This is a genomic window from Bacteroides caecimuris (assembly GCF_001688725.2).
GTDB lineage: Bacteria > Bacteroidota > Bacteroidia > Bacteroidales > Bacteroidaceae > Bacteroides > Bacteroides caecimuris.
This window is the reverse complement of record NZ_CP015401.2, coordinates 376,073-401,020: the sequence shown is the minus strand read 5'-3', so window position 1 is coordinate 401,020 and position 24,948 is coordinate 376,073. Positions and strand designations below refer to the sequence as shown.

23 protein-coding genes and 1 pseudogene are annotated in these 24,948 nt (G+C 41.9%); 9 read left to right on the top strand and 15 right to left on the bottom strand.

Annotated features, from left to right (window positions below; all coding sequences use genetic code 11):
* Nucleotides 1-101: 101 nt before the first annotated feature.
* From A4V03_RS01510 to A4V03_RS01495, 4 genes are all read left to right on the top strand, one after another.
* Nucleotides 102-1,565: a TolC family protein gene (locus A4V03_RS01510; protein WP_065540232.1), complete on the top strand. Its 1,464-nt coding sequence runs from the start codon at nucleotides 102-104 to the stop codon at nucleotides 1,563-1,565.
* A gap of 99 nt (nucleotides 1,566-1,664) precedes the next feature.
* On the top strand, nucleotides 1,665-2,657 hold the full coding sequence (locus A4V03_RS01505; protein WP_065537681.1) for an HlyD family secretion protein: 993 nt from the start codon (nucleotides 1,665-1,667) through the stop codon (nucleotides 2,655-2,657).
* Between the two features lie 2 nt (nucleotides 2,658-2,659).
* Nucleotides 2,660-3,841 carry an ABC transporter permease gene (locus A4V03_RS01500; RefSeq protein ID WP_065537680.1) on the top strand — a complete coding sequence of 394 codons (1,182 nt, stop codon included), beginning with the start codon at nucleotides 2,660-2,662 and terminating at the stop codon, nucleotides 3,839-3,841.
* Entirely contained in the window at nucleotides 3,842-5,101 is a 1,260-nt protein-coding gene (locus A4V03_RS01495; RefSeq protein ID WP_065537679.1) for an ABC transporter permease, read from the top strand. It begins immediately after the preceding gene.
* A gap of 77 nt (nucleotides 5,102-5,178) precedes the next feature.
* Here the strand turns inward: A4V03_RS01495 and A4V03_RS01490 are convergent, their stop codons facing one another.
* Nucleotides 5,179-5,766 carry a porin family protein gene (locus tag A4V03_RS01490; protein WP_024987333.1) on the bottom strand — a complete coding sequence of 196 codons (588 nt, stop codon included), beginning with the start codon at nucleotides 5,764-5,766 and terminating at the stop codon, nucleotides 5,179-5,181.
* Between the two features lie 400 nt (nucleotides 5,767-6,166).
* Here A4V03_RS01490 and A4V03_RS01485 point away from each other — a divergent pair, with 400 nt between their 5' ends.
* The 3 genes and pseudogenes from A4V03_RS01485 to A4V03_RS01475 all read left to right on the top strand — a co-directional run bounded on the left by A4V03_RS01485 (nucleotide 6,167) and on the right by A4V03_RS01475 (nucleotide 10,452).
* Nucleotides 6,167-6,532 (top strand): BlaI/MecI/CopY family transcriptional regulator, encoded by a 366-nt coding sequence (locus A4V03_RS01485; RefSeq protein ID WP_024987332.1) that lies wholly within the window; start codon nucleotides 6,167-6,169, stop codon nucleotides 6,530-6,532.
* Nucleotides 6,533-6,550: 18 nt separating this feature from the next.
* Nucleotides 6,551-8,368, top strand: a complete 1,818-nt coding sequence (locus A4V03_RS01480) for a M56 family metallopeptidase (RefSeq protein ID WP_065537678.1) — start codon at nucleotides 6,551-6,553, stop codon at nucleotides 8,366-8,368.
* Between the two features lie 187 nt (nucleotides 8,369-8,555).
* Nucleotides 8,556-10,452: pseudogene (locus tag A4V03_RS01475) on the top strand (TlpA family protein disulfide reductase).
* 144 nt (nucleotides 10,453-10,596) lie between these two features.
* On the opposite strand, the gene A4V03_RS01470 reads toward A4V03_RS01475, so the two are convergent.
* The 8 genes from A4V03_RS01470 to mnmA form a co-directional block, all read right to left on the bottom strand.
* Entirely contained in the window at nucleotides 10,597-11,697 is a 1,101-nt protein-coding gene (locus A4V03_RS01470; RefSeq protein ID WP_065537677.1) for an Mrp/NBP35 family ATP-binding protein, read from the bottom strand.
* Nucleotides 11,698-11,790: 93 nt separating this feature from the next.
* Complete coding sequence (gene trmB / locus A4V03_RS01465) at nucleotides 11,791-12,549, bottom strand: tRNA (guanosine(46)-N7)-methyltransferase TrmB (protein WP_065537676.1); 759 nt, start codon at nucleotides 12,547-12,549, stop codon at nucleotides 11,791-11,793.
* 112 nt (nucleotides 12,550-12,661) lie between these two features.
* On the bottom strand, nucleotides 12,662-13,279 hold the full coding sequence (locus tag A4V03_RS01460; RefSeq protein ID WP_065537675.1) for a DUF975 family protein: 618 nt from the start codon (nucleotides 13,277-13,279) through the stop codon (nucleotides 12,662-12,664).
* A 49-nt stretch (nucleotides 13,280-13,328) separates the two neighbouring features.
* Entirely contained in the window at nucleotides 13,329-14,348 is a 1,020-nt protein-coding gene (locus A4V03_RS01455) for a branched-chain amino acid aminotransferase (protein WP_004309384.1), read from the bottom strand.
* A gap of 50 nt (nucleotides 14,349-14,398) precedes the next feature.
* Nucleotides 14,399-14,608 (bottom strand): exodeoxyribonuclease VII small subunit, encoded by a 210-nt coding sequence (gene xseB / locus A4V03_RS01450; RefSeq protein WP_065537674.1) that lies wholly within the window; start codon nucleotides 14,606-14,608, stop codon nucleotides 14,399-14,401.
* Nucleotides 14,609-14,668: 60 nt separating this feature from the next.
* Nucleotides 14,669-15,901 (bottom strand): exodeoxyribonuclease VII large subunit, encoded by a 1,233-nt coding sequence (gene xseA / locus A4V03_RS01445; RefSeq protein WP_065537673.1) that lies wholly within the window; start codon nucleotides 15,899-15,901, stop codon nucleotides 14,669-14,671.
* A gap of 12 nt (nucleotides 15,902-15,913) precedes the next feature.
* The gene (locus tag A4V03_RS01440) at nucleotides 15,914-17,269 is read right to left on the bottom strand and encodes a S8 family peptidase (protein WP_065537672.1); all 1,356 of its coding nucleotides are present in this window, start codon (nucleotides 17,267-17,269) and stop codon (nucleotides 15,914-15,916) included.
* A 24-nt stretch (nucleotides 17,270-17,293) separates the two neighbouring features.
* Entirely contained in the window at nucleotides 17,294-18,379 is a 1,086-nt protein-coding gene (gene mnmA / locus A4V03_RS01435) for a tRNA 2-thiouridine(34) synthase MnmA (protein WP_065537671.1), read from the bottom strand.
* Between the two features lie 109 nt (nucleotides 18,380-18,488).
* Here mnmA and A4V03_RS01430 point away from each other — a divergent pair, with 109 nt between their 5' ends.
* On the top strand, nucleotides 18,489-19,352 hold the full coding sequence (locus tag A4V03_RS01430; protein ID WP_065537670.1) for an exodeoxyribonuclease X C-terminal domain-containing protein: 864 nt from the start codon (nucleotides 18,489-18,491) through the stop codon (nucleotides 19,350-19,352).
* On the opposite strand, the gene A4V03_RS01425 is transcribed toward A4V03_RS01430, so the two are convergent.
* The 4 genes from A4V03_RS01425 to A4V03_RS01410 are packed head-to-tail and all read right to left on the bottom strand — an operon-like array spanning nucleotide 19,342 to nucleotide 22,154.
* Nucleotides 19,342-20,349 (bottom strand): metallophosphoesterase family protein, encoded by a 1,008-nt coding sequence (locus tag A4V03_RS01425; RefSeq protein ID WP_065537669.1) that lies wholly within the window; start codon nucleotides 20,347-20,349, stop codon nucleotides 19,342-19,344. The two genes, A4V03_RS01430 and A4V03_RS01425, sit on opposite strands and share 11 nt — an antisense overlap.
* Before the next feature lie 18 nt (nucleotides 20,350-20,367).
* The gene (gene ispF / locus A4V03_RS01420; RefSeq protein ID WP_004308656.1) at nucleotides 20,368-20,850 is read right to left on the bottom strand and encodes a 2-C-methyl-D-erythritol 2,4-cyclodiphosphate synthase; all 483 of its coding nucleotides are present in this window, start codon (nucleotides 20,848-20,850) and stop codon (nucleotides 20,368-20,370) included.
* Nucleotides 20,851-20,889: 39 nt separating this feature from the next.
* Nucleotides 20,890-21,504, bottom strand: a complete 615-nt coding sequence (locus tag A4V03_RS01415; protein WP_065537668.1) for a fumarylacetoacetate hydrolase family protein — start codon at nucleotides 21,502-21,504, stop codon at nucleotides 20,890-20,892.
* Nucleotides 21,504-22,154, bottom strand: coding sequence for a redox-sensing transcriptional repressor Rex (locus A4V03_RS01410; RefSeq protein ID WP_004297208.1), 651 nt, complete (start codon nucleotides 22,152-22,154; stop codon nucleotides 21,504-21,506). The genes A4V03_RS01415 and A4V03_RS01410 overlap by 1 nt, the downstream gene beginning before the upstream one ends.
* 165 nt (nucleotides 22,155-22,319) lie before the next feature.
* Between A4V03_RS01410 and A4V03_RS01405 the strand changes: the two genes are divergently transcribed.
* Nucleotides 22,320-22,670 (top strand): translation initiation factor, encoded by a 351-nt coding sequence (locus tag A4V03_RS01405; RefSeq protein ID WP_008020449.1) that lies wholly within the window; start codon nucleotides 22,320-22,322, stop codon nucleotides 22,668-22,670.
* Nucleotides 22,671-22,891: 221 nt separating this feature from the next.
* Here the strand turns inward: A4V03_RS01405 and tsf are convergent, their stop codons facing one another.
* Nucleotides 22,892-23,884: a translation elongation factor Ts gene (gene tsf / locus A4V03_RS01400; RefSeq protein ID WP_065537667.1), complete on the bottom strand. Its 993-nt coding sequence runs from the start codon at nucleotides 23,882-23,884 to the stop codon at nucleotides 22,892-22,894.
* Between the two features lie 122 nt (nucleotides 23,885-24,006).
* Nucleotides 24,007-24,843, bottom strand: a complete 837-nt coding sequence (gene rpsB / locus A4V03_RS01395; protein WP_024987603.1) for a 30S ribosomal protein S2 — start codon at nucleotides 24,841-24,843, stop codon at nucleotides 24,007-24,009.
* Nucleotides 24,844-24,948: the final 105 nt, after the last annotated feature.

Below are 24,948 nucleotides of genomic sequence, written 5' to 3'. Positions count from 1 at the left end.
TTTAAGTAAACAAGTTCAAAAAAAGACTCCTTCAATAAACAATTTACATAAGAAGCGGGTTATTAAAAAAGAAGTATCACCTTATTAATATGCAAGATGCGATGAAAAAAGTATTTCTTCTGACAATTCTGCTAAGCCTCACTTTCATAGGAAAAGCGCAAAACTTTCTAAGTCTGGATAGTTGCCGCGCATTAGCTCTTGCCAACAACAAAGATTTGTTGATTAGAAATGAGAAAATAAATGCCTCCCATTATCAACGGAAAGCCGCATTTACGAATTATCTGCCCAATTTCTCGGCAACCGGAGCTTACATGAGAAACCAGAAAGAGTTTTCATTATTAAATAATGACCAAAAAGCTGTGCTTTCTGGATTAGGAACTAATCTGGCAGGTCCTATCCAACAAGCTGCAACCGAGATTGCAACAGCACATCCAAAATTGGCACCACTTATTGCTTCCCTAAGCGGAAAACTAGGAGCGGCTCTGCCGGCTCTCGACCAAGCGGGAAACTCTTTAGTGGATGCGCTCCGTACAGATACGAGAAATGTCTATGCAGGTGCCATTACATTGACACAGCCTTTATACATGGGTGGAAAAATCCGGGCGTACAACAAAATAACAAAGTATGCCGAAGAATTGGCTCAACAACAACACCATGGCGGTATGCAGGAAGTAATCATGAGTACAGACCAAGCTTACTGGCAAGTTATTTCACTGGTTAATAAGAAGAAGCTGGCGGAAGGTTATTTAAAGCTTTTGCAACAGCTGGACAGTGATGTAGAAAAAATGATTCATGAAGGAGTAGCCACCAAAGCGGACGGTCTGTCTGTACGCGTCAAGGTTAATGAAGCGGAAATGACACTCACCAAAGTGGAAGACGGATTGAGCCTTGCCCGAATGCTGTTGTGTCAACTATGTGGCATTGATCTTAGCTCCCCCATCACGCTGGCAGATGAAAATATGGAAGATATTCCATTACTGACAACAGACCTTCATTTCGATTTGTCTACCGCTTATGAGAATCGTCCGGAAATACGTAGTCTCGAATTAGCAACACAGATTTACAAACAGAAAGTAAACGTAACCCGCGCCGAACATCTTCCCTCCATCGCATTGATGGGGAATTATATGGTAACCAATCCTTCTGTCTTCAATAGCTTTGAAAACAAATTCAAAGGCATGTGGAATGTGGGAGTGATGGTACAGATACCTATATGGCACTGGGGAGAAGGTATTTATAAAACCAAAGCAGCAAAAGCCGAAGCCCGCATTGCACAATACCAGCTTCAGGACGCACGCGAAAAAATAGAGTTGCAAGTCAATCAAGCCGCTTTCAAGGTAAAGGAAGCAGGTAAGAAACTGGTTATGTCTTCCAAAAACATGGAAAAAGCGGAAGAGAATCTGCGCTATGCAACGCTTGGTTTTAAAGAGGGAGTGATTGCCACCAGCAATGTTCTTGAAGCACAAACAGCATGGCTGTCCGCTCATTCAGAAAAGATTGACGCACAAATAGATGTGAAGTTAACAGAAATCTATCTGAAGAAATCTCTGGGAACACTGAAATAAATAAAAAGCAGAAAAATAAAGTAAAGAACCCAATCAGAAACAACCCAATCCCTAACCAACTCACAATCCATAAATCATAATTCATAATTCATAAATCATATGGCACCTATAAAATCACAAAACAGCAATATGCTGCTTGCATTCCTTACTCTACTTGGAGTTATTGCAATCGTTGCAGTCGTTGGCTTCTTCATGCTTCGTAAAGGTCCCGAAATCATTCAAGGACAGGCGGAAGTTACCGAATATCGTGTTTCAAGTAAAGTCCCGGGACGTATTCTGGAATTCCGCGTAAAGGAGGGGCAACAAGTTAATGCCGGCGACACACTGGCTATTCTGGAAGCGCCGGATGTAGTGGCGAAGATGGAACAGGCACGCGCCGCCGAAGCTGCTGCCCAAGCACAGAACGAGAAAGCTATCAAAGGAGCACGCCAGGAACAGATTCAGGCCGCTTATGAGATGTGGCAGAAGGCACAAGCCGGAGTCACCATCGCCGAAAAATCATACAAAAGAGTGAAGAATCTGTATGAACAGGGAGTGATGCCTGCACAAAAACTGGACGAAGTAACCGCGCAACGGGATGCCGCCATCGCAACCGAAAAAGCGGCAAAAGCACAATACACCATGGCTAAGAACGGAGCCGAGCGTGAAGACAAAATGGCTGCGGAAGCTCTTGTGAACCGTGCCAAGGGAGCTGTTGCCGAAGTAGAATCTTACATTAAGGAAACGTATCTTATCGCTCCGGCTGCCGGAGAGGTTTCCGAGATTTTCCCGAAAGTAGGAGAACTGGTAGGCACAGGTGCCCCTATCATGAATATTGCCGAACTTAATGATATGTGGGTAACATTCAATGTACGCGAGGATCTGCTTAAAAATCTGACTATGGGAACGGAATTTGAAGCAATCGTTCCTGCACTGGATAATAAAGCAATCAAACTGAAAGTATATTATATGAAAGACCTGGGCAGCTACGCAGCCTGGAAGGCTACTAAAACGACCGGTCAGTTTGACTTGAAAACATTCGAGGTGAAAGCATCGCCGATGCAAAAAGTAGAGAATCTCCGCCCGGGGATGTCGGTTGTCATTGATAAGTAATCATGAAAGAGAAAGAAAAGAAATATATAGCATTGTGGCAGGTCATGCACAGGGAGTGCCTGCGGTTGACATCACGACCGCTTTATCTCTTCTGTATGGTTATCGCTCCTCTTTTCTGCTATATCTTTTTCACAACTTTAATGGACACGGGACTGCCGAAGAATCTTCCTGCCGGTGTGGTGGATATGGATAATTCGTCTACGTCACGCAATATCGTGCGCAACCTGGATGCTTTTTCGCAGACAGGTGTCGTCGCCCATTATAGCAATGTCGCGGATGCACGGATTGCCGTGCAGGAAGGAAAAATCTACGGGTTCTTTTATATCCCCAAAGGCTTGTCGTCGGAAGCACAGAGCCAGCGGCAACCCAAAATTTCGTTCTACACCAATTATTCCTACCTGATTGCAGGCTCCCTGCTTTTCAGAGATATGAAAATGATGGGAGAACTTACAGCCGGATCGGCCGCACGTACCGCCCTATATGCCAAAGGAGCGACCGAGGACCAGGCGATGGGATTTCTGCAACCTATCGTGATAGACACGCACCCGTTGAACAATCCGTGGTTGAATTATTCGGTATATCTATGCAACACGCTGATACCGGGAGTGCTCATGTTGCTCATATTCATGGTCACTGTTTACTCTATCGGTGTGGAAATCAAAGACCGCACCGCCCGTGAATGGCTGCGCATGAGTAATAACTCTATTTATATTGCATTGGCAGGAAAATTACTTCCGCATACGGTAGTCTTTTTCATTATGGGTATATTTTATAATGTATATCTATACAGACTCCTGCATTTCCCTTGCAATAGCGGTATCTTTCCTATGATATTCGCCACGCTATGCCTTGTACTGGCATCACAGTGTTGCGGCATCGTCATGATAGGAACTCTGCCCACGCTGCGACTCGGATTGAGTTTCGCCTCACTATGGGGAGTTATATCGTTCTCCATTTCCGGTTTTTCTTTTCCGGTGATGGCCATGCACCCTGTCTTGCAGGCTTTAAGCAACCTGTTCCCGTTGCGCCATTATTTCCTGATTTATGTAGACCAGGCACTCAACGGATACGGTATGGCTTACTCGTGGAGCAATTATATGGCATTATTAATATTCATGATGCTTCCTTTCCTGGTGGTTCACCGCTTGAAAGAAGCATTGGTTTACTATAAATACATACCCTAAATGAAAGATATAAAATTAAAAGACAAGATAGCCCAAGGCATCAATGACCTGTTTTATATTTGGAAGCGGGAGTTTCAGACAACTTTCCGCGACCAGGGGGTACTGATATTCTTCATACTCGTCCCATTGGGCTATCCATTGCTGTATAGCTTCATCTACGACAATGAAGTAGTGCGTGAAGTTCCCGCTGTTGTGGTGGACGATTCCCATTCATCTCTCAGCCGCGAATATCTCCGCAAGGTAGATGCTACGCCCGATATTCAAATCGTCTCCTACTGTGCCGATATGGAAGAAGCCAGACAAATGCTGAAGAACAGGCGTGCGTATGGCATCATTTACATTCCTTCGGATTTCTGTGATAACATTGCCAAAGGAAAGCAGACGCAAGTCAGCATCTATTGTGATATGAGCGGATTACTTTATTATAAATCCATGCTGATAGCCAATACCGCCGTTTCTCTGGATATGAACAAGGACATCAAGATTGCCCGTAGCGGAAACACAACCGACCGGCAGGATGAGATAACTGCTTATCCGATAGAATATGAGGAGATCTCGATATTCAATCCTACTGCCGGATTCGCCGCTTTCCTGATTCCTGCGGTACTGGTATTAATCATTCAGCAAACGTTATTGCTCGGCATCGGTCTTGCTGCCGGAACTGCCCGTGAAAATAACCGATTCAAAGACCTTGTTCCTATCAACCGGCATTATAACGGAACGCTACGGATTGTATTAGGAAAAGGATTGAGTTATTTCTTGGTTTATATATTGGTAGCTTTCTATGTACTTTTTGTGGTTCCAAGATTGTTTAGCCTCAACCAAATCGGACAACCAGGTTCATTGGCATTATTCGTTGTGCCCTACTTGGCAGCTTGCATTTTCTTTGCTATGACAACATCCATTGCCATCCGTAACCGGGAAACGTGTATGCTGATTTTTGTATTCACATCTGTTCCTTTGCTATTTATCTCAGGAATCTCCTGGCCGGGGGCTGCGATTCCTCCGTTCTGGAAGTATGTATCTTACATATTCCCGTCTACTTTCGGAATCAATGGTTTTGTGAAAATCAATAATATGGGAGCAACTTTGAGTGAAGTGGCTTTTGAATATAAAGCTTTATGGCTACAGGCGGGTATCTACTTCCTCACAACTTGTTGGGTATATCGTTGGCAAATACTTATGAGCCGCAAACATGCGATAGAGAGGTATAAAGAATTAAAAGAGAAAGAAAACTTATCCAAGCAGGTAAGTGATTGATAGATATAAATCCCCCGTCCAAAGAGAGTATAGGACGAGGGATTTTAAAGAGATATTATAAAGAGAGTGTAATTCGATTAGAATTTATAACCTACACCGATAGAGAAGTTCATGTTTTTCGGAGCACCATCGCCATCATAAATTTTAGCCAAACCAAATTCTCCAGTCAAATCAATAAAGAATTTATTAATTTCATAAGCGACACCTACACCAAGTCCAGCATCAAATTTCTTTGCACCTTCCATCAAGATATCTCCATCTTCATCTTTAGTATCTTTAAAGAAATCAATTTTTTCACCGCCTGCTTTATATTTACCAGCAATACCAAATCCGAAATAAGGACCTGCTTTCACCACAATATTCTGATTGTCAGCAATTTCAAATCTTGCAGCAGCCATTACTGGAATTTCCAAATACATTGGATTAGCTTTCAATTCATCCATTTTAGCTCCTTTCTGAGTAAACATCAGAGAAGGTTGAATAGACCACATACCAGTAAATTGGTATTCCATACCAATACCAACATTAAACCCAATTCTCATATCAGTCTCAGAGTCTCCGGTAAAGTTACTCATGTTCATACCAACTTTGGCATTCCAAGAAATCTGAGAATAAGAAACGATAGAAACAAGTGCGAATAGCACAAAAATCAAACCTTTTTTCATATCATTTATTTTTTTAATTTGCCTCCCTCTTCCCTACGGTCAGCATTGTTAGGTAATAGTTTTGTTACCAGGTGCGGGGAATTTTCCGAACTTTACCAGCGTATCGAAACGCACCATATCACATTTAACGTCTGTTTTGTACAGGCAAATATATTTCATTTATTTTAAATAAAAAAACGAACAACTATCTGGTTTTAGCATAAAGGTTATTAAAATGTGACTATTAAAGCAAAAATAGTGCTTATCCGAGCATTTTTTGTGTTTAACTATTCTCAGCATAAATATTAAATCAAAACATTCTTACAATAATCATGCATTTACATTTATTAATACACTAATTATTGTATATTTACGAAATATTCGTAGATTTGCGAAGTATTCGTAATTAAACAACATATCCATGGAAAAGTTGACTATACAAGAAGAAGAAGTAATGATCTACATTTGGGAGTTACAATGCTGTTTCGTAAAAGACATTGTTGCAAAATATACGCAACCGGCACCTCCCTATACCACAGTGGCATCCATCGTGAAGAACCTCGAGCGAAAAGGATACATCACACCGAAACGTGTGGGTAATACCTACCAATACACTCCCGCCATTCGCGAAAATGAGTATAAACGCCATTTTATGAGCGGCGTAGTTCGTAACTACTTTGAGAACTCTTACAAAGAAATGGTTTCATTCTTTGCTAAGGACCAAAAGATTTCGACCGATGATCTCAAAGACATCATCGACCTGATTGAAAAAGGAAAAGAAGATTAATAGAAAATATTCATTACTATGACTCCGGAATTAACCTATTTTCTAAAGATAAATGTAGCGATAGCTCTATTCTACGCATTCTATCGGCTGTTTTTCCATAAAGACACCTTCTTCCATTGGCGTCGGATAGCTTTGCTGAGCTTCTTTGCCATCTCCTTGCTTTATCCTTTATTGAATATTCAAGGATGGATCAAGACTCATGAGCCAATGGTGGCAATGGCAGATCTTTATGCGACAATAATACTTCCAGAGCAAACTGTTACCCCACAACAAGAACCTACGATGAATTGGCAAGAATTAACCATACTCTTTATGAAAATCATCTATTGGAGCGGGGTATTATTCCTGGCAACACGTTTCCTTCTACAGTTAGGCAGTATCATACGATTGCACATCCAGTGTTCAAAAAGCACTATACAAGGGACACGCGTACATCTTTTAAAGAAAGTAAACGGTCCATTCTCTTTCTTCCGATGGATATTCATTTATCCACAGTCGCATACGGAGTCCGAAATCAGCGAAATCATTACCCATGAGGAAACACACGCCCGCCAATATCATTCGGTAGACGTATTAATCAGTGAACTAATGTGTACATTCTGCTGGTTCAACCCGTTTATCTGGCTGATGAAACGTGAAGTCAGAAGTAATCTCGAATACATGGCAGACCACCGGGTATTGGAGACAGGACATGATAGTAAATCATACCAGTACCATTTGTTGGGACTGGCACATCACAAGGCTGCAGCAAATTTATCAAATAGTTTCAATGTTTTACCACTCAAAAATCGTATTAAAATGATGAATAAACGAAGAACAAAAGAAATAGGGAGAACTAAATATCTGATGTTTCTCCCCTTGGCTGCCCTGTTGATGATTGTCAGCAACATCGAAATGGTGGCACGTACCACAGAGAAATTCGCCAAGGAAGTAATGGGACAGGCGACGACACAAGTCACTTCGAAACCCGAAATAGCGACTATTCCCGAACTTCCTGCAGAAGAAATTCAAAAAATCATTCTCCCGCAGGAGAAAAAGGCACAAGAGACACTGGAGACTCATAGCAAGATTGTACCGGATTCCGTCATATTTGAAGTTGTAGAAGAAATGCCGGATTTCCCCGGAGGAATGAAAGCCTTGATGGAATATCTTTCACAAAACATCAAATATCCGGCTGAAGCACACGCAAAAGGCACACAAGGACGTGTGATTGTATGTTTCGTAGTAAAAAAAGACGGAAGTATAGATAACATAAAAGTAGTTCGGAGTGTAGACCCCTATTTAGATAAGGAAGCCATACGTGTAATTACTGCCATGCCAAAATGGAAACCCGGCAAGCAGAGAGGACAAGCAGTAAATGTCAGATTCACAGTTCCCGTTGCCTTCAGACTAACCGATCCCGAACCCGCTAAAGCAGAAGAAATAAAGCAGTCTGATTTGGAAGAAGTAGTCGTAGTAGGCTATGGCTTAAAAGAGGATTCAACTCCCGATGCAGTAGGTATTGAAACAGGAGATACGGAACCTACTTTCAAGGTAGTAGAAACAATGCCCAAATTCCCTGGCGGAACAGCCGGGCTGATGAAGTATCTTGCCAGAAGCATTAAATATCCGACTATTGCACAAAAGAACAAGGAGCAAGGCAGAGTCATCATAAAGATGGTTGTCGGAAAAGATGGCAGCTTGTCAGATATAAAAGTACTACGTAGCGTTTCTCCTTCTTTGGATGCAGAAGCCATTCGTGTAGTGGGTAATATGCCAAAATGGGAACCGGGACAGCAACGCGGACAAGCAGTTGCCGTAGAATATACCCTTCCTATTGTATTCCGGCTACAGTAAATTTATCCCCCAGTGCCGTACCCTTTCCTCATCGGTGGGGAAAGGGGCGTTCCCCGGTGCCGAACACACCCTTCCCCGGTGCCGGACATTTCTTTCATCAATACCGGAAAAAAAGCATTTTTTTCTCTTTCCGTAAAGATAGTTACAAAAATATCCTTATATTTGTTAGCAACAAAACACTATTCATATGAAAAGATTCGCATGGATTATCGGTTTGGTACTCTGCACAGTATGCACTGTACAAGCCAAAGACAGAGTTATCGAACGTCCTCCTCTTCTTGCCTGGAGTTCCAACAGTATCGAAGTTGACAAAATTGTCATGAGTGACACAGTGACCACTGTATATGTGAAAGCTTACTATCGACCCAAATACTGGATAAAAATAGCAACCGGGAGTTTCCTGAAAGACAATAATGGAACGCTTTACCCTATCCGAAAGGGAGTTGGAATTACACTCGACAAGGAATTCTGGATGCCGGAATCAGGAGAAGCGGAGTTTCAGCTCCTATTTCCGCCAATACCGGAAAATGTGACCAGCCTGGATTTCTCCGAAGGAGATTTTGACGGAGCATACAAGATATGGGGAATACAACTCAATGAGAAAAATTTCCGCAAAACTCCACTACCCAAAGATGCGATAATCCACAAAATCAACAAGAAAGCTCAATTGCCGACACCGGAACTCACATATGCCAAAGCCACATTAAAAGGAAGAGTGCTCGACTTTAAGGCAGATATGCCGGCATCAGGCAAATTGCATCTGAATGACCCGGTCAGATGGTTGAACTTCGCAGAAGAAGTGAACATCAATGAAGATGGAACTTTTCAAGTTCAAACAGATGTGATTACGATAACTCCGGCTACACTTGTTTTCCCGTTTGCCCAAATTCCATGTCTCCTGGCTCCCGGTAAAGAAATTTCGATTATCATCAATACAGCCGAATGTACACGCCAACAATCACACTTGCAAAAAGACAGCAAACCGTATGGGAAAAAGGCTTATTACAGTGGTTATCTGGCTGAATTGCAACAAGAACTGATGGACAATTCCATCCAAACCAATTTGGTTAGCAACCCGCGAGAAACTGTGAACGAGGTAATCGGAAAAGACATTGACGGAGTAAAAAACTATTTTGTAGAGAAACGACGTGACATTCATAAACAAATAGAAGAAGCCCCCCCTCAGCCTTGCTGCAAAAGAAGTTCTAAAAGCCAATACGGATATAACCACAGGCATCGGAATTTTTATGGCCAAGGATATACTGATGCGTGCACATGTCGCCAGCCAGAAGCTAAACAAGGAGCAGACAAAAGAATACTACATGAATACCAAAATAGAATTTCCGGATAATTATTTCGATGTATTCAAAGAACTTGTTCTTAACTCACCGGCAGATTTATACGCACCGGAATATGCATACGGGATAGGTGTGTTCGCTTCCAGAAAAGATCTTTTAGAGCAACATCTAGGTACTAATCAGGGAATTCTATTTCAGATGGCGGAAGCATGCAGGTACTACCGCTCCATTGAAGATTTCACACCGCTAACCACCGAACAAACAGCGGCACTTGAAGCATTGCCCTCACCTGCCTACAAAGAGATGCTGACAGATTTTAACAGGAAATTGCTCAAGAAGATAGAACTGAACAAACAGAAAACCGGATACCAAATCAATGAAGTAGGTGAAGTAAGCAACGAGGAGCTATTTTCCACCATTATTTCCAAATTCAAAGGACATGTATTGTTAGTGGACTTTTGGGCAACTTGGTGTGGTCCCTGCAGAATGGCTAACAAAGCTATGATTCCGATGAAAGAAGAATTGAAAGATAAAGATATTCTTTATTTATACGTAGCAGGAGAAAATTCGCCTAAAGGAACTTGGGAGAATATGATACCCGATATCCACGGAGAACATTTCCGTGTGACCAACGATCAATGGAAATATTTAATGGACAAATTCAATATCCAAGGAGTACCGACTTATTTCGTAATAGATGCCGAAGGGAATACAACCTTCAAACAAACAGGATTCCCAGGCACAGATACAATGAAAAAGAAATTGATGGAAGCGTTGAAGAAATAATATATTTATATAAGACGTCAAAACAATTCAATCATCATCTTTATATTATTTAGGCACGGCTAACATGGATTTCACGTTTTTTAGTTAATTGGAACTGTAAAATCCGTGTTAGCCGTGCCTAATTTTAATGACGCCAGACTTAACCTATTTATGCATTTCCACAATCTGAGTCGGAGCCATCTCAACATTACGGCGATCTACCTGGCGGACAACACTCGCAGCCAATGATAAGAAAGCACGTCCAGTAACAGAATCCTCGTCCAATGCAACAGGTGTACCATTATCTCCCCCTTCGCAAATGCTTTGTACGATAGGTATCTGTCCCAACAAAGGAACATTCATCTCTTCAGCCAGCTTCTTGGCTCCTTCTTTACCGAAGAGATAGTATTTGTTTTCGGGAAGTTCGGCAGGAGTAAACCATGCCATATTCTCAACCAGACCAAGAATAGGTACATTCACCTTATCATTGGTAAACATATTGATTCCCTTACGGGCATCTGCCAAAGCCACTGCCTGCGGAGTGCTGACAACAATCGCCCCCGTCATGGCCAGTGTTTGAACAACTGTCAAATGAATATCACTGGTTCCGGGAGGAAGATCTATCAGAAAATAATCCAACTCTCCCCAAGCTGCATCAGCAATCAACTGTTTCAACGCATTACTAGCCATTCCACCACGCCACAAAGTTGCCTGATCCGGATCGACAAAGAAACCGATAGATAATAATTTCACCCCATATTTTTCTACCGGAATAATCATGTCACGACCGTCGATACGTTCAGCATAAGGGCGTGCATCTTCCACCTGAAACATCTTCGGCATAGAAGGACCAAAAATATCAGCATCAAGCAAACCTACTTTATAACCTAATTTAGCCAAAGCGACAGCCAGATTCGCGGACACCGTAGACTTGCCAACTCCACCTTTACCGGAAGATATGCCGACTATATTCTTCACCTGCGGAAGGAGCTTGCCAACTTCCGGGCGGGCAGCTTGTTTACTTTCCGCTGTAATCGTTACCTGCACATCAGGAGAGACATATGCATGGATAGCTGTTTCCGCAGCCTTCAACATTGATTTCATAAACGGATCAGTCGGTTTCTCAAAGATCAATGAGAAGCTGACAGTCATGCCATCAATACGGAGATTATCGGCAACCATCTCCGCTTCCACCAGATTCTTTCCCGTACCGGGATAACGCACCGTTGCCAATGCATCTAATATCAATTTAGGATAGAGAGTCATTTTATTTACTATTTGACAATTTACTATTTACAATTTAAAATCACCATTCGATGAAGCGTCAGTTCACTTTTAGGGCGATGTTTCTGCACAAAACTATTTACTTGTACTTAATCCGCTACGTTTGCTACGATTGTAGCTACGATAAGAATCGAGTTCTATTTCTACATCCGGTTCTTGCAGTAGACCTTCCTGCGGAAGACGGAATTTGATATACTTAATCGCTAAACCACGATCGAGCCATTGTTGTTCATAATAAGTCTTGATACTGAGAATATCATCTACCAAATCGGAATGATATAAATCTTCGGTCATAAATTCAACGGGAAGACGGTTTGCCTCAATCATGTATTTTGTATAGGTAAACATGAAGTTGCTGTCCGTTTTCAGGTGGATAATACCGTTCGGTTGCAGAAACTTGCGGTATCTTTCCATGAAATAAGTGGAAGTCAGTCGTTTGGTCGCTTTCTTCATCTGTGGGTCGGAGAAAGTCAGCCATATCTCGCTAACTTCGCCTTCCGCAAAAAAACGTTCGATGATTTCGATATTCGTGCGCAGAAAAGCTACATTCTTCATTCCTGCCTGCAATGATTCCGTTGCCCCCGTCCACATGCGGGCACCTTTAATATCTACTGCTATAAAGTTCTTTTCGGGAAACATCTTACCAAGTCCGACGGTATATTCACCACGTCCACAGCCCAGTTCAAGCACTATCGGATGGTCATTTTTAAAGAACTCCTTGTGCCATTTCCCTTTCATGTCAAAAGGCACGTTATCTACTGCCGAATAAGGATATTCGAACACATGTGGATAACTCGCCATATCGGCAAACTTTTCTAATTTATTCTTTCCCATATCAATCCTGATTAGGTCGCAAAGGTACTGATTTTGACGTAACCCACAAAAAGAAATGGAGCACAGATTTCTCCATGCTCCATTCTTACATATAGCTGAATTTATTTGTCGATTACATTTCAACCTTTGCTTCAACATTTCCTCCCTGTTGTGCTTTCAGATCTTCATAGAAAGCAGCACGCGCTGATTGCATGTAAGGTATTAGGAAAAAGAAGCCGATACCGAGAGTGATGCAACAAAGAATTGCCCAACCGATAAAGCTCAAATCAAGCATAAACAGTTTCATCTTGTTGTTTTCCATCATAGCCATACTCTTCTCGATAGCTGCGTTGTTTTTCATTTCCGGCTCTTCCTTCAAGATATAGTCCGTCATTGCATAAGAATAATACTTGATGATACCAGGAACAACCAACAACAAAGCCCACAATGCTGTGTAAAGTTGCTGGAGAAACTTAGTTACAAAGATACGGCTGTAATCCTGGAAGCCTTCGAACAGTATTCCAAAATCGATGTCCTTTTCTCTGTTTTTGAACACGCTAAACATCACAATGGCCAAACCGTATGCAAGCGGCAGGCCGACAAACAAAGAACACAATCCACCGATAAAAGGAATAGCGGAAAGTCCACCAGCAATAACTGAATAAATAAGCGCAGCAACAGCTGCCATAGGCCACTTACCTTGAAGTGCCTGACGTGCCTCAGCACGTAGTTCTGAATTTTGTTTTAACATAGTGAATAATATTAATTTATTAATAAATGTGTTATTTCATTATATACGGTTATTCCACAATCGTCACCCAGCCATGTGTATCCGGTTCGTCACCATACTGGATTCCACGCAGTTTATTGTACAATTTCGTACAGATAGGTCCCGGCTTACCGTCTTTAGAGATAACGTATGATTTTCCGTTTTCCAAATCATCAATACGCTGAATCGGGCTGATTACTGCGGCAGTACCACAAGCACCTGCTTCTTCAAATGTTTCCAATTCTTCTTCCGGTATCGGACGGCGTTCCACCTTGATACCCATATCTTCTGCCAACTGCATCAAACTCTTATTGGTAATAGAAGGCAGAATAGAAGTCGATTTTGGAGTGATATAAGTATTATCTTTAATACCGAAGAAGTTGGCAGCACCACATTCATCGATATATTTCTTTTCTTTCGCATCAAGATAGAACTCGCAGGAATAACCCAGATCGTGTGCTTTCTTGTTAGCACGAAGGCTGGCTGCATAGTTGCCACCTACTTTATAAATACCTGTTCCATGAGGAGCGGCACGATCGAACTCACGAATGATAACGTACGGATTGGTAGAGAAACCACCTTTGAAATACGGACCTACCGGAGTTACGAACACAACAAACATATACTCTTCAGCAGGATGTACACCTACCTGAGCACTTGTTCCGATCAACAGCGGACGAATGTAAAGAGAAGCACCGGTTTCATAAGGAGGGATAAAACGTTCATTCAATTTTACAACCTTCAAAATTGCTTCTTTGAATCGTTCTGTCGGAAGTTCTGCCATCAGAATTCCTTGGCAAGTAGATTGCAGACGGGCAGCGTTTTCTTCCAAACGGAAAATACGCACTTTACCATCCTTTCCACGGAATGCTTTCAGTCCTTCAAAGGCTTCCTGACCATAGTGCAAACAGGTTGCCGCCATGTGCAAATTGAGGTGTTCGTCACTACTAACCTCTAATTCTCCCCATGCACCATTACGGAAGTTAATTCTCACATTGTAATCTGTCTTCATGTATCCGAATGACAGATTCGCCCAGTCTATTTCTTTCATATTTTATGTATTAATTTCTTTTCTATTGCATTGAAACGCAAAAATAACTTTTATTCTTCAGATAGCCTCTTTTCTTGCAATAATTTTTCGACTTCCTGGTCAGCTTTTGTCAATTTATCCTTGCAAAAGGCAATAATTTCATTGGCTTCTTTTATTTTCTCACTCAAAATGTCAATATCCAGTTCGTTATTATCTATCTGGCGAACGATCTTTTCGAGACGTTCCATTGCTTGGGAATATGTTTCTTTTTTTCCTGCCACGATGATTGATATTTAATGGTTAATAATGAATGTTCTTACAAATACACAGTCAACGGATAGTTACTTTTCCACCACAGATTGTACTTCTCCTTTCAGCAACCGGGTTGTCAAGCAATCTCCCGGTTTCAGCGAAGATGCATCCGTCACCACTTTCCCGTCTTTGATTGTAATACTGTATCCCCGGCTCAAGAGTTTATCCGGAGAGGCGTCTGCTATTCGCTGTTGCAAAAGTTCCAATCGGTGAGACTGACGGGCCAACAATGCTTTCGCTACTTGTGATAAATCCTTCTTTGCTGCCAGCAAAGAAAAACGAGCATCCGCAAGTTTGCGGTGAACAAGATTGGGAATACGGATTTGGAGTGCCTCCAACCTTCGTTGTTCCTGATCAAGAAGCATATAAGTTCCCTGTTGAAGACGTACAGATAATTCTTCCAGATGCTCTGCAACTTCCGTTACCTGATGAATCAGAAGTTCGGCAGCAGCCGTAGGAGTCTTTACCCGGGTATGAGCCACAGAGTCAAGCACTGTATCATCGCGTTCATGACCAATACCGGTAATGATAGGTAATGGAAATTGCGCACATGCAGCTGCTAGTAGATAAGTATCAAAACCGGATAAATCGGAAGTAGCCCCACCGCCACGAATAATGACCACTACGTCAAATTCATTGATGCGGGTATTGATACGGTCTAAAGCTGCCAATACAGATTCTTCAACTTGATTGCCTTGCATTAAAGCCGGAAAAAGTTCTGTATAAAAATAGAATCCGCCCGGATTGCGCTGTAACTGATGGCAGAAGTCTCCATATCCGGCTGCAGTAGCCGAAGAAATAACAGCAACACGTTGAGGAAGAATCGGCATTTCAAGTTCTTTATTCAACGTCAAAACTCCCTCCTCTTCCAACTGCAATAATATTTCCCGACGACGGCGAGCCATATCTCCCAACGTGTAAGCAGGATCAATATCAAGCACCGTCAAACTGTAACCGTATAATTCATGAAACTGAACAGTTACTTTCACCAGCACTTTAATACCGGAGGTAAATAGTTGTCCGGTGCTTTCCTCAAAGTAGGGTTTCAGTAGGCGGTAGATAGTATTCCAAATCATTCCCCGTGCTTTGGCTACGAGATTATTACTACGAGGATCTTTCTGCACAAATTCCAGATAACAATGCCCTGTCGTATTGGAACGGACATCGCTCAACTCTGCCTGTATCCAATATTCATCGGGCAGGCATTGCTCCAGACTACGGCGGATGAGTGAATTCAGTTCTAAAAGGGAAAGAGAATCCATAAAAAAGAACAGTTAACGTTGAGTTGATTGATATGCCTTCCACAAATCGGGAATACCATATCCATATATATTATCTGGAAAATCAGCTCTGTCACCTGACTGACGTACCAAATCAATAATCTGCTTTGCCGTCAGCTTCGGACAAGCTTGCCATAAGCAAGCTACCATACCGCACATAATCGGAGAAGCAAAAGAGGTTCCATTGGCGCGACGAAGATTTCCATCCGTTCCCATCACATCCGAATTTAAACCGACAGCCACTACGTCCGGCTTCACACGTCCGTCAGCCGTATTTCCGACCGAAGAAAACGGCGCCAGTTCTCCTCTTTTTGTTACAGCTCCTACAGTTATGATATTCTCCGCATCTCCCGGAGGAGTAATCTTCTTCCACGAATCGGCACCCGAATTTCCGGCACTGCACACAACTACCATTCCTTTATCGGCAGCCTTCGCAGCTTCCCGGGACATCAGCGCATAATGACCATTCAAGTCACGGTGTCTATAATTCTTCGTAGAATCATCAAATGAGTAGTAACCAAGCGATGTATTCACCAAATCCACTCCTACACTATCAGCAAACTCGATAGCTGCCGCCCAATAATCCTGCTCTACCAAATTTTCCGAATATTCGTCTTCACTACGCAGCAACCAATAAGAAGCTTCAGGAGCAGTGCCAATCATCACATGCGGCTGGTTCATAGCCATACAGGACAATACAGACATTCCATGACTGCTTTCTGCATAAATATCTGCCTCCGGATTCACAAAGTCACGCACACCGAGGATACGGATATTTTTCATGGCATCAATCTTATCCACATTATGGAAGCCGGCATCAATCACGGCAATGGTCATTCCCTGCCCCTTAAAGCCGGCATCATGCAGGAGATCGACGCGGCTCATAGCCGCTTGCGTGATTGCAGGACCGTAAAGGCTATCGGTGCGCAACGGTTTATTTATCAATGAGTCTCTTTTAAACGCTCTTTGTGTGACACCTTTCCACACTCTTTCCGTAGAACGTACAAAAAGGAATCCGGCTATTTCGCTGATTAACGTACTGTCATTACAAGAAACAGTGACGAAATTATCCCATTTCCCAGTCACAAGTACATGAACACCTGTTTTTCGTATGGCATCTACATACTCCCTGCAAACCGGTAAGTCTGTAGAATCAATGGGCAATCCCTGTTTCTTTCTCCGTTCTATAGATTTCTTAGACAAATACTTTTCCGGTTTCTGCAAAGAATAGTCCGTAGCCGCTTTGTCTTTCAGACTAATCCGGTATTTTAAGGTATCTCCCGGAGTAAATTGGGCAGATACCCCCAAATACATATTTAGAGCGAGAATCAATACTATAAACTTCTTCATAAGTTATCTTTCTATTTTAATCAATCATAATTCTTCATTTTCTATAATCACCAGCCCGATTCCTCTTTGGGACGCGATGAAAGCTCCTCCCAGCACCCGTCTTCCATCATAAAACACAGCTGATTGTCCGGGAGCAATGGCCGAAGCCGTTTCGAGGAAACGTACCAACAAACGTCCGTCTTCCAATCTTTTCACCTGACAGGGAATCGGACGACTGCGATAACGAATCCGCACCGTCAGATTCTCACACCCGAGCAGTTCCCGTTCATCCACAATCTTATCCTGCTCCGCCAACATGTATTCAGTTTTCAATTGGTCGGCATCTCCAAGCATTACTGTATTTTTCTGCGGATTGATTTTCAACACATAAGCTGGCTTTCCTAAAGCAATCTCCAGTCCTTTTCGTTGACCAATCGTATAATAAGGTGCTCCTTTGTGTTTCCCCAGTTTTACTCCTTCAGAGTTTACAAACCATCCCGGTCCGATTTCACTATCCAGTTCGGGGCACTGCTCACGAAGAAAATCACGGTAATCTCCCTTAATAAAGCAGACTTCCATACTTTCTCCTTCTTTCGACTTTGCCTCATACCCTTTCTCCGCAAGATACTCACGAACCTTCACCTTCGTATAATCTCCCAACGGGAAAATGCAACGTTTCAGCACATCCTGCCCCAATCTCCAAAGAAAATACGACTGGTCTTTCTTATCATCGTCTCCGGTTACTATATAAATATTTCCGTTTTTCTCTTCCAATCGCGAATAATGCCCGGTAGCTATCCATGCACAATTCAACTTATCCGCCCACTCCGTCAGAACCCGGAACTTAAACAACGGATTGCACATCACGCACGGATTTGGTGTACGCCCCTGCTTATATTCGTCTATGAAGTTTTTGACGATGGTCTCTTTAAAAGGAATACGCTCATCTGCCACATAATGTTCAATCCCCATCCGTTTTGCTAACTCCCTGGCATCCTGCGGTTCATCTCCCCACACACGCATGGTAACTCCTACAATCTCATATCCTTGTTCTTGCAGCATCAAGCAAGTAGCGGTGCTGTCTATACCACCACTCATACCTACCAATACTCTCTTATTTCGTTCTTTCATTCGAATTTTGAAAATTTACATGGTTACAAATGTACGAGATTTCAAAGAGAAAAGTTGCTTTTCTGAAAGAAAATCCTTATATTTGAAATAACCAAAAGCGAGAACAATTATGGCTAACCCTAGATTACCGGGCATTTCCGAAAACGAAGAAGCCTTATTGTATGCCAAATTGAATGAGTACAACCGAGGCAGAGCCCCTTTTAAAGAGGCAGGAGTCTACTTAGTGGTGTTGCCCCGACCGGGGAAACCAAACTATTCCCTTTGGCTGTACTCTCCCCTGCCCGAAAAGCAATCCATTCTTTATATACATGACCTGTCACCGGACATTAACGAATCCCTCCGGATCGCCAGTACAATGTTTTATTATTCAAGGCGTTGTCTTATTCTCATGGATTACAATGAGAAAAGAATGCAGAGTAACGGTGACGACCTCATCTTCTTCGGAAAATATCGCGGACATTTTCTTCATGAAATTTTGAAGATAGATCCTGCCTATTTAAGTTGGGTAGCTTACAAGTTCATCCCTAAAATACCGAAACAGGAACGTTTCGTTAAGATAGCACAGGCTTATCATTCCATACATTTGGATATCATGATCAGAAAGTCAAGAGAGAAACGTTCATCAAGCCGCTATCTAGGAGAATTAGGGGAAAAACTGACTGACTTAAAATTAAAAGTCACACGCGTACGACTGGAAGATGATCCGTACAAAACAAGAGTGAACGGCACTACCCCACAGTTTTTTGTCAAGCAAATACTGACTTTAACCAATGCCAGTGGAAACCTGGTTATTATAAGTATTCCATCAAAAAATCCCAGTGCGGTTTCATGCACTCTATCAGGGATAGAACATGAATACCGACTGGGGGATATTATCTACATTGCATCGGCGAAAGTATCACGCCAATACGAAAGCTATGGTTCAAAGTACACGCGCCTTAGCCATGTGAAGTTCGCAAGCCTCAACGTTTAGTCCAATCGTCCTTGACAAAACTTGCTGGATAAGAAATTTTATCCACCACTCCGTCTTTCTGACGAATCCAGGACGTAAATGTACGAGCCCCCTCATCTAATACGATGATACGGGCCCCGTTAGGCAAATGATTATATTCCGTATTTCCACCGGTGAAGCGTCCATAAGCCAGAAGAATACCTTTCCACATCACTGCATAATCATTATCATGATCGTGTCCTACAAACATACCCATCACATCACCCGCTTCTTTCATTGCCGCAAACATTCCCGTATTCAATTTAGGTGCACAAGCTTCCTCCATACGAGTTCCGCGAAGAATCGCATTTTCTGAACGGGCAGCTTCATTGTATTCAGGAAGAGGAATATGGAAAAAGGCAAGAGCCGGCAAAGGCTGTCCACCATTTTGCGCTTTATAAGCTGCACTCTGCTGGCGATACCAATTTATCTGATCGAATGTAAGCCATGCATATCCCTTCACATCTTTCAAAGGAGAATAGGAATGAGAATCCATGCAATAAAGCAAAGCTGCATCCTTCTTAACATTAGAAGACGATTTCACGGTTAATACATAGTCCGGCGATAAGACTGTTCCCCGGTCAGGCAATAAATTTCCGGGAACTTTACGGATAATATCATATAACTGTTCCCGTGTCATTCCCTGTTCATTGTCATGATTACCAAAAGTGACCACGAAAGGCAGTTTGCGTTTAACTACCGGTTCCAATACCTGCAACATTCCGGAATCTGCCGGAGCAGAATAAACAACATCGCCGGTAAAAATCACCAAATCCGGGCGTTCATCATCAAGCACCTGATTTATGCGTTCCAAAGCGATATCAGAAGCCCAGTTGCCGTATTTAAAATGCACATCGGTAAATTGCACAATTTTGAATTTACCATCTTTACTAAATTTCAGTTCACTCTTTTGAGCCATACAAAAAGTCGTTACCAACAAAAAGACAAGTGTTAAGTAAATTTTTAAGAGCCGAATCATATTTATTTGTTTTAGGGGTTAAGAAATCTTCTCTATCAATACGGTAGCGTAGGCTGATATACCTTCTTCGCGACCCGTAAAACCCAGTTTTTCAGTAGTAGTCGCCTTAATGGAAATATCATCCGCATCAATTCCCATGACAGTTGCCATCGTCTCTTGCATCAAAGGAATGTGTGCCTTTAACTTCGGGCGTTCGGCACAAATGGTTGCATCGATATTACCCACTTTATATCCTTTGGTAGCAATCAATTCCACTGTTTTCTTCAGCAGTATTTTGCTATCTATGTTTTTAAATTCTCCAGCCGTATCGGGAAAGTGATAGCCGATATCACGCATATTCGCTGCCCCTAACAAAGCATCGCAAACCGCATGCAACAATACATCAGCATCCGAATGTCCCAACAATCCTTTGGTATGTTCCAAAAGAATACCGCCCAGCCATAATTCACGCCCTTCGACCAGCTGGTGTACATCGAAGCCAAAGCCTACTCTTATCTTCATATTTTGTATAACTAATGAGTACTAATTGAATAAAAAAGATCAACGAATATAGAAATCCAACAGTTTTTCCTCTTCCAGATAACCTTGCAAATGCTGTCCGATACTAACAGGACCTACACCGACTGGAGTCCCCGTAAAGAGTAGATCACCGATTTTCAACGTTACATACTGACTGACATAAGCGATAATATCATCTATCTTGAAAAGCATATCTGCTGTACAGCCACGCTGTACTTCTTTACCGTCGATCAACAGATTGAAGTTCAAATTTTGAATATCTTTATAATGCTCTACCGGAACAAAAGTCCCAATAGCAGCCGATGAATCAAAACCTTTACAAAGCTCCCAGGGGTTCCCCTGCTCACGGAACTTTCGTTGAAGGTCACGGGCTGTAAAGTCGATACCGACTGTCACAGCATCATAATAGCGGTTAGCAAAACGGGGAGCGATATTTTTCCCCAATCGGTTGATACGGACTACCAATTCCGTTTCATAATGTATCTCGCTGGAAAAGTCGGGGATGAAAAACGGTTTGCCATCTTTCAGAATAGCAGAATCAGGCTTCATAAAAATCACCGGCTCCGTATTTACTTGTGTATGTCCCAGTTCTTTGTTATGCTGGGCGTAGTTCATGCCTACTGCAATAATCTTCATTATTTCTCGTTAAAATTCAATCGGTTAAACATAACAGCCAAATGAGCATATAAAGACGTATTCTGCACCACAATATTCTCGGGTACACGGATTCGGAAAGGAGTAAAGTTCCATACGGCTTTTATGCCTCCGTCTACCATCTTATCTGTAATTTCCTGAGCAATATTAATAGGCACGGTCAACACACCGATATTTACATCGTATTCTTTCATCTTTGCCTCAAAGTCATCGGAGTGAAAAATAGGAATACCATTCAGGTCTTTTCCCACCAATTCCGGATTCACATCAAAAGCTGCCACAATCTCCAGCCCGAAATGATGTAAACCTGAATCCCGAAGCAAGGCAGCCCCCAGGCTACCTACACCAAACAAGAAGGCTTTGTGCATATTGGTAAATCCAAGAAAGCTCTCTAACACCTCAATCAGCGCATCAATGTTATACCCTACTCTTGTGCGCCCTGAGATATTGACGTAGGACAAGTCTTTGGCGATTTGAGAAGCGTCAATATTTATTTCCTTAGAGATTTGTGTAGAAGAGACGTACTGCTCTCCTTTTTCTTTCATTAGTTTTATATTAGACAGATACCAGGGAAGTCTGCGCAAGGTAGGCTCCGGCACTTTATCCGCCTCTTTTCGTATAGATGTGCTCATACTTCTTACTAAGTTTGGTATTTTGCAAAAGTACAATCTTTTTTGAGACTGACAATCCTATAACAGAAAACCTTAATAGAGATTAAACAAAACAATGAAAAGAGGTTCAAATTTTGCTCTTTTCCATAAGTTTAATACTTTTGAAAAGGATAAAAAATGACGAGTATGAAAAATAATGATTGGAAAGATAGACTAAACGTAGTATATTCTACGAATCCAGACTTCGGCTATGAAATGGATAACGATGAAGAGCAAGTTACTCTCGACAAAAACAAACAAAACCTGCGAGTTTCCATTGACAAAAAGAACCGGGGCGGTAAAGTGGTCACATTAATTACCGGATTTATAGGTACGGAAAACGACTTGAAAGAGTTGGGCAAGCTACTGAAAAGCAAATGCGGAGTAGGCGGATCGGCTAAAGACGGAGAGATTATGGTGCAAGGAGATTTCAAAACCAAAATCATAGAGCTGCTCATCAAAGAAGGATACTCTAAAACAAAAGGTATAGGCGGTTAAACAAAACAGCATTTTGTAACTAAATATTTTAAAGATGTGCGTTATGTTATACATGGCAATTTCTTGAGGAATATCCCAAAATATAAAAAGGAAAGGCAACTAAATCGTTATGAATTAGTTGCCTTTTTTGTATCTTCCAATAGAGAGTCTTATTAAATATCTCTATTAAGTTAAACGTGTTCCGTTTTTAAGGACACATCATAGAATTTAAATCTGATTGATTATTCAGCTTTCAAAGTGAAACGCTTGAAATCAACAATTTTCAGTTCAGGATCAGCAGCAGCCAACACTTCTCTTACAGTTTTCTTACCGTCCATGATATCTTCTTGGTTCAGCAAGCAAACTTCTTTCAAGAACTTGCCCAGACGACCTTTCGCGATGTTCTGAATCATTTGTTCAGGCAAGTGTGCAGCCTTCTCTGCAGAAACAGTAGCAATGATTTCTTTTGCTTTAGCTACATCTTCAGCTGTAATCCATCCTTTAGCCATGTTGCTTTCCATGTGTTCTTCGCTGTCCACATGAGCCGGGTTGATGTTAGCTTTCTTCAGAGCAGCTTCTACAGCTTTCTGTACCTGTTCTACTTTTGTCTTCTCAATAGCAACTTCAATTTCTTTCTGTTTTACTTCTTCAGAAACGCCATCTTCATCAATTGCAATCGGGTTCATGGCAGCAATCTGCATAGCTATTTGCTTAGCCAACTGCTCGTTCACTTCCTTGTTGAAAGCAACAATCGTGCAAAGACCATTTCTGTTCATGTGATTGTAAACAGCAGTGCATACACCTTCTACAGTCATGTAACCATCCAGTTCCATCTTCTCACCTGTGATACCGCTACGGTCAGTCACTGCATCCTGTACAGTACCGTTACCCATCGGCAATGCTTTTACTTCATCCAAAGTAGTGCATTTGTTAGCCACGGCCAGATCAAGAATATCCTGAGTCAGTTTCACAAAATCAGCATTCTGAGCCACAAAGTCAGTTTCACACTTCAAAGCAACGATAACAGCACGGTCACCAGTAGTTTTAGCCAAAACGCAACCTTCAGAAGCTTCACGTTCCGAACGCTTAGCAGCAACAGCTTGTCCTTTCTTACGGATAATTTCCATTGCCTTGTCGAAATCGCCTTCAGCTTCAGTCAACGCATTTTTGCAATCCATCATACCAGCTCCGGTCATTTTGCGCAGCTTGGTAATATCAGCCATACTTACAGCCATAATAATTTCCTTTATTTAAATGAATAATAATTTTCGAAACAAAAAAATGTGCCAATCTGCCAATCAAGATACAAGCGTATAAATATACTCTTGCACATTAGCAAATTGGCACATTTTATATATTAAGCCTCTTCGTCTTCCTTGATGAAAGCAGCAGCTTTAGCTGCGTTAATAGCTTCTTCGTCAGACTTGTCGAGTCTAGCTTTCACTGATTTCTTCTTGCCTTTGTTAGCAGGAGCTTCACCAGCAGCTTCCATATCGATCTTTTCAGCTTTTCTTTCTTCCAAACCTTCGATCATTGCAGCGCAGCAAGCATCCAAGATAACTTCTACAGATTTAGTAGCGTCATCGTTAGCAGGAATTACGAAATCTACGTTTGAAGGATCAGAGTTAGTATCAACGATACCGAATACAGGGATACCCAAACGGTTAGCTTCGCGAACTGCGATATTTTCTTTCATTACGTCGATAACGAACAATGCAGACGGCAGACGAGTCAGGTCAGCGATAGAGCCCAAAGTCTTATCCAATTTCGCACGTTGACGTGAAATCTGAAGAATTTCTCTCTTAGAAAGGTTAGAATAAGTACCATCGTTAGTCAATTTATCGATAGTAGCCATTTTCTTCACAGCCTTACGGATAGTCGGGAAGTTAGTCAACATACCACCCGGCCAGCGTTCGATTACATAAGGCATATTAACAGATTGAGCTTTCTCAGCTACAACTTGTTTAGCTTGTTTTTTAGTAGCAACAAAAAGAACTTTCTTGCCAGATTTGGCAATCTGTTTCAAAGCTTCAGCAGCTTCGTCTACTTTTGCAACTGTTTTGTGGAGGTCAATGATATGAATACCATTGCGTTCCATGAAAATATAAGGAGCCATTGCAGGGTTCCACTTTCTCTTAAGGTGTCCGAAGTGGCAACCAGCCTCCAATAATGTATCAAAATTTGTTCTTGACATCTTGTTTTTTCTTTAAATCGTTTACTTTCTTTTTTGTTTTTTCTAAACCAACCGCTGGGTAGTCTTACGAGCAGAGTCCCAGTAGTTTAGATACTAAACATATTC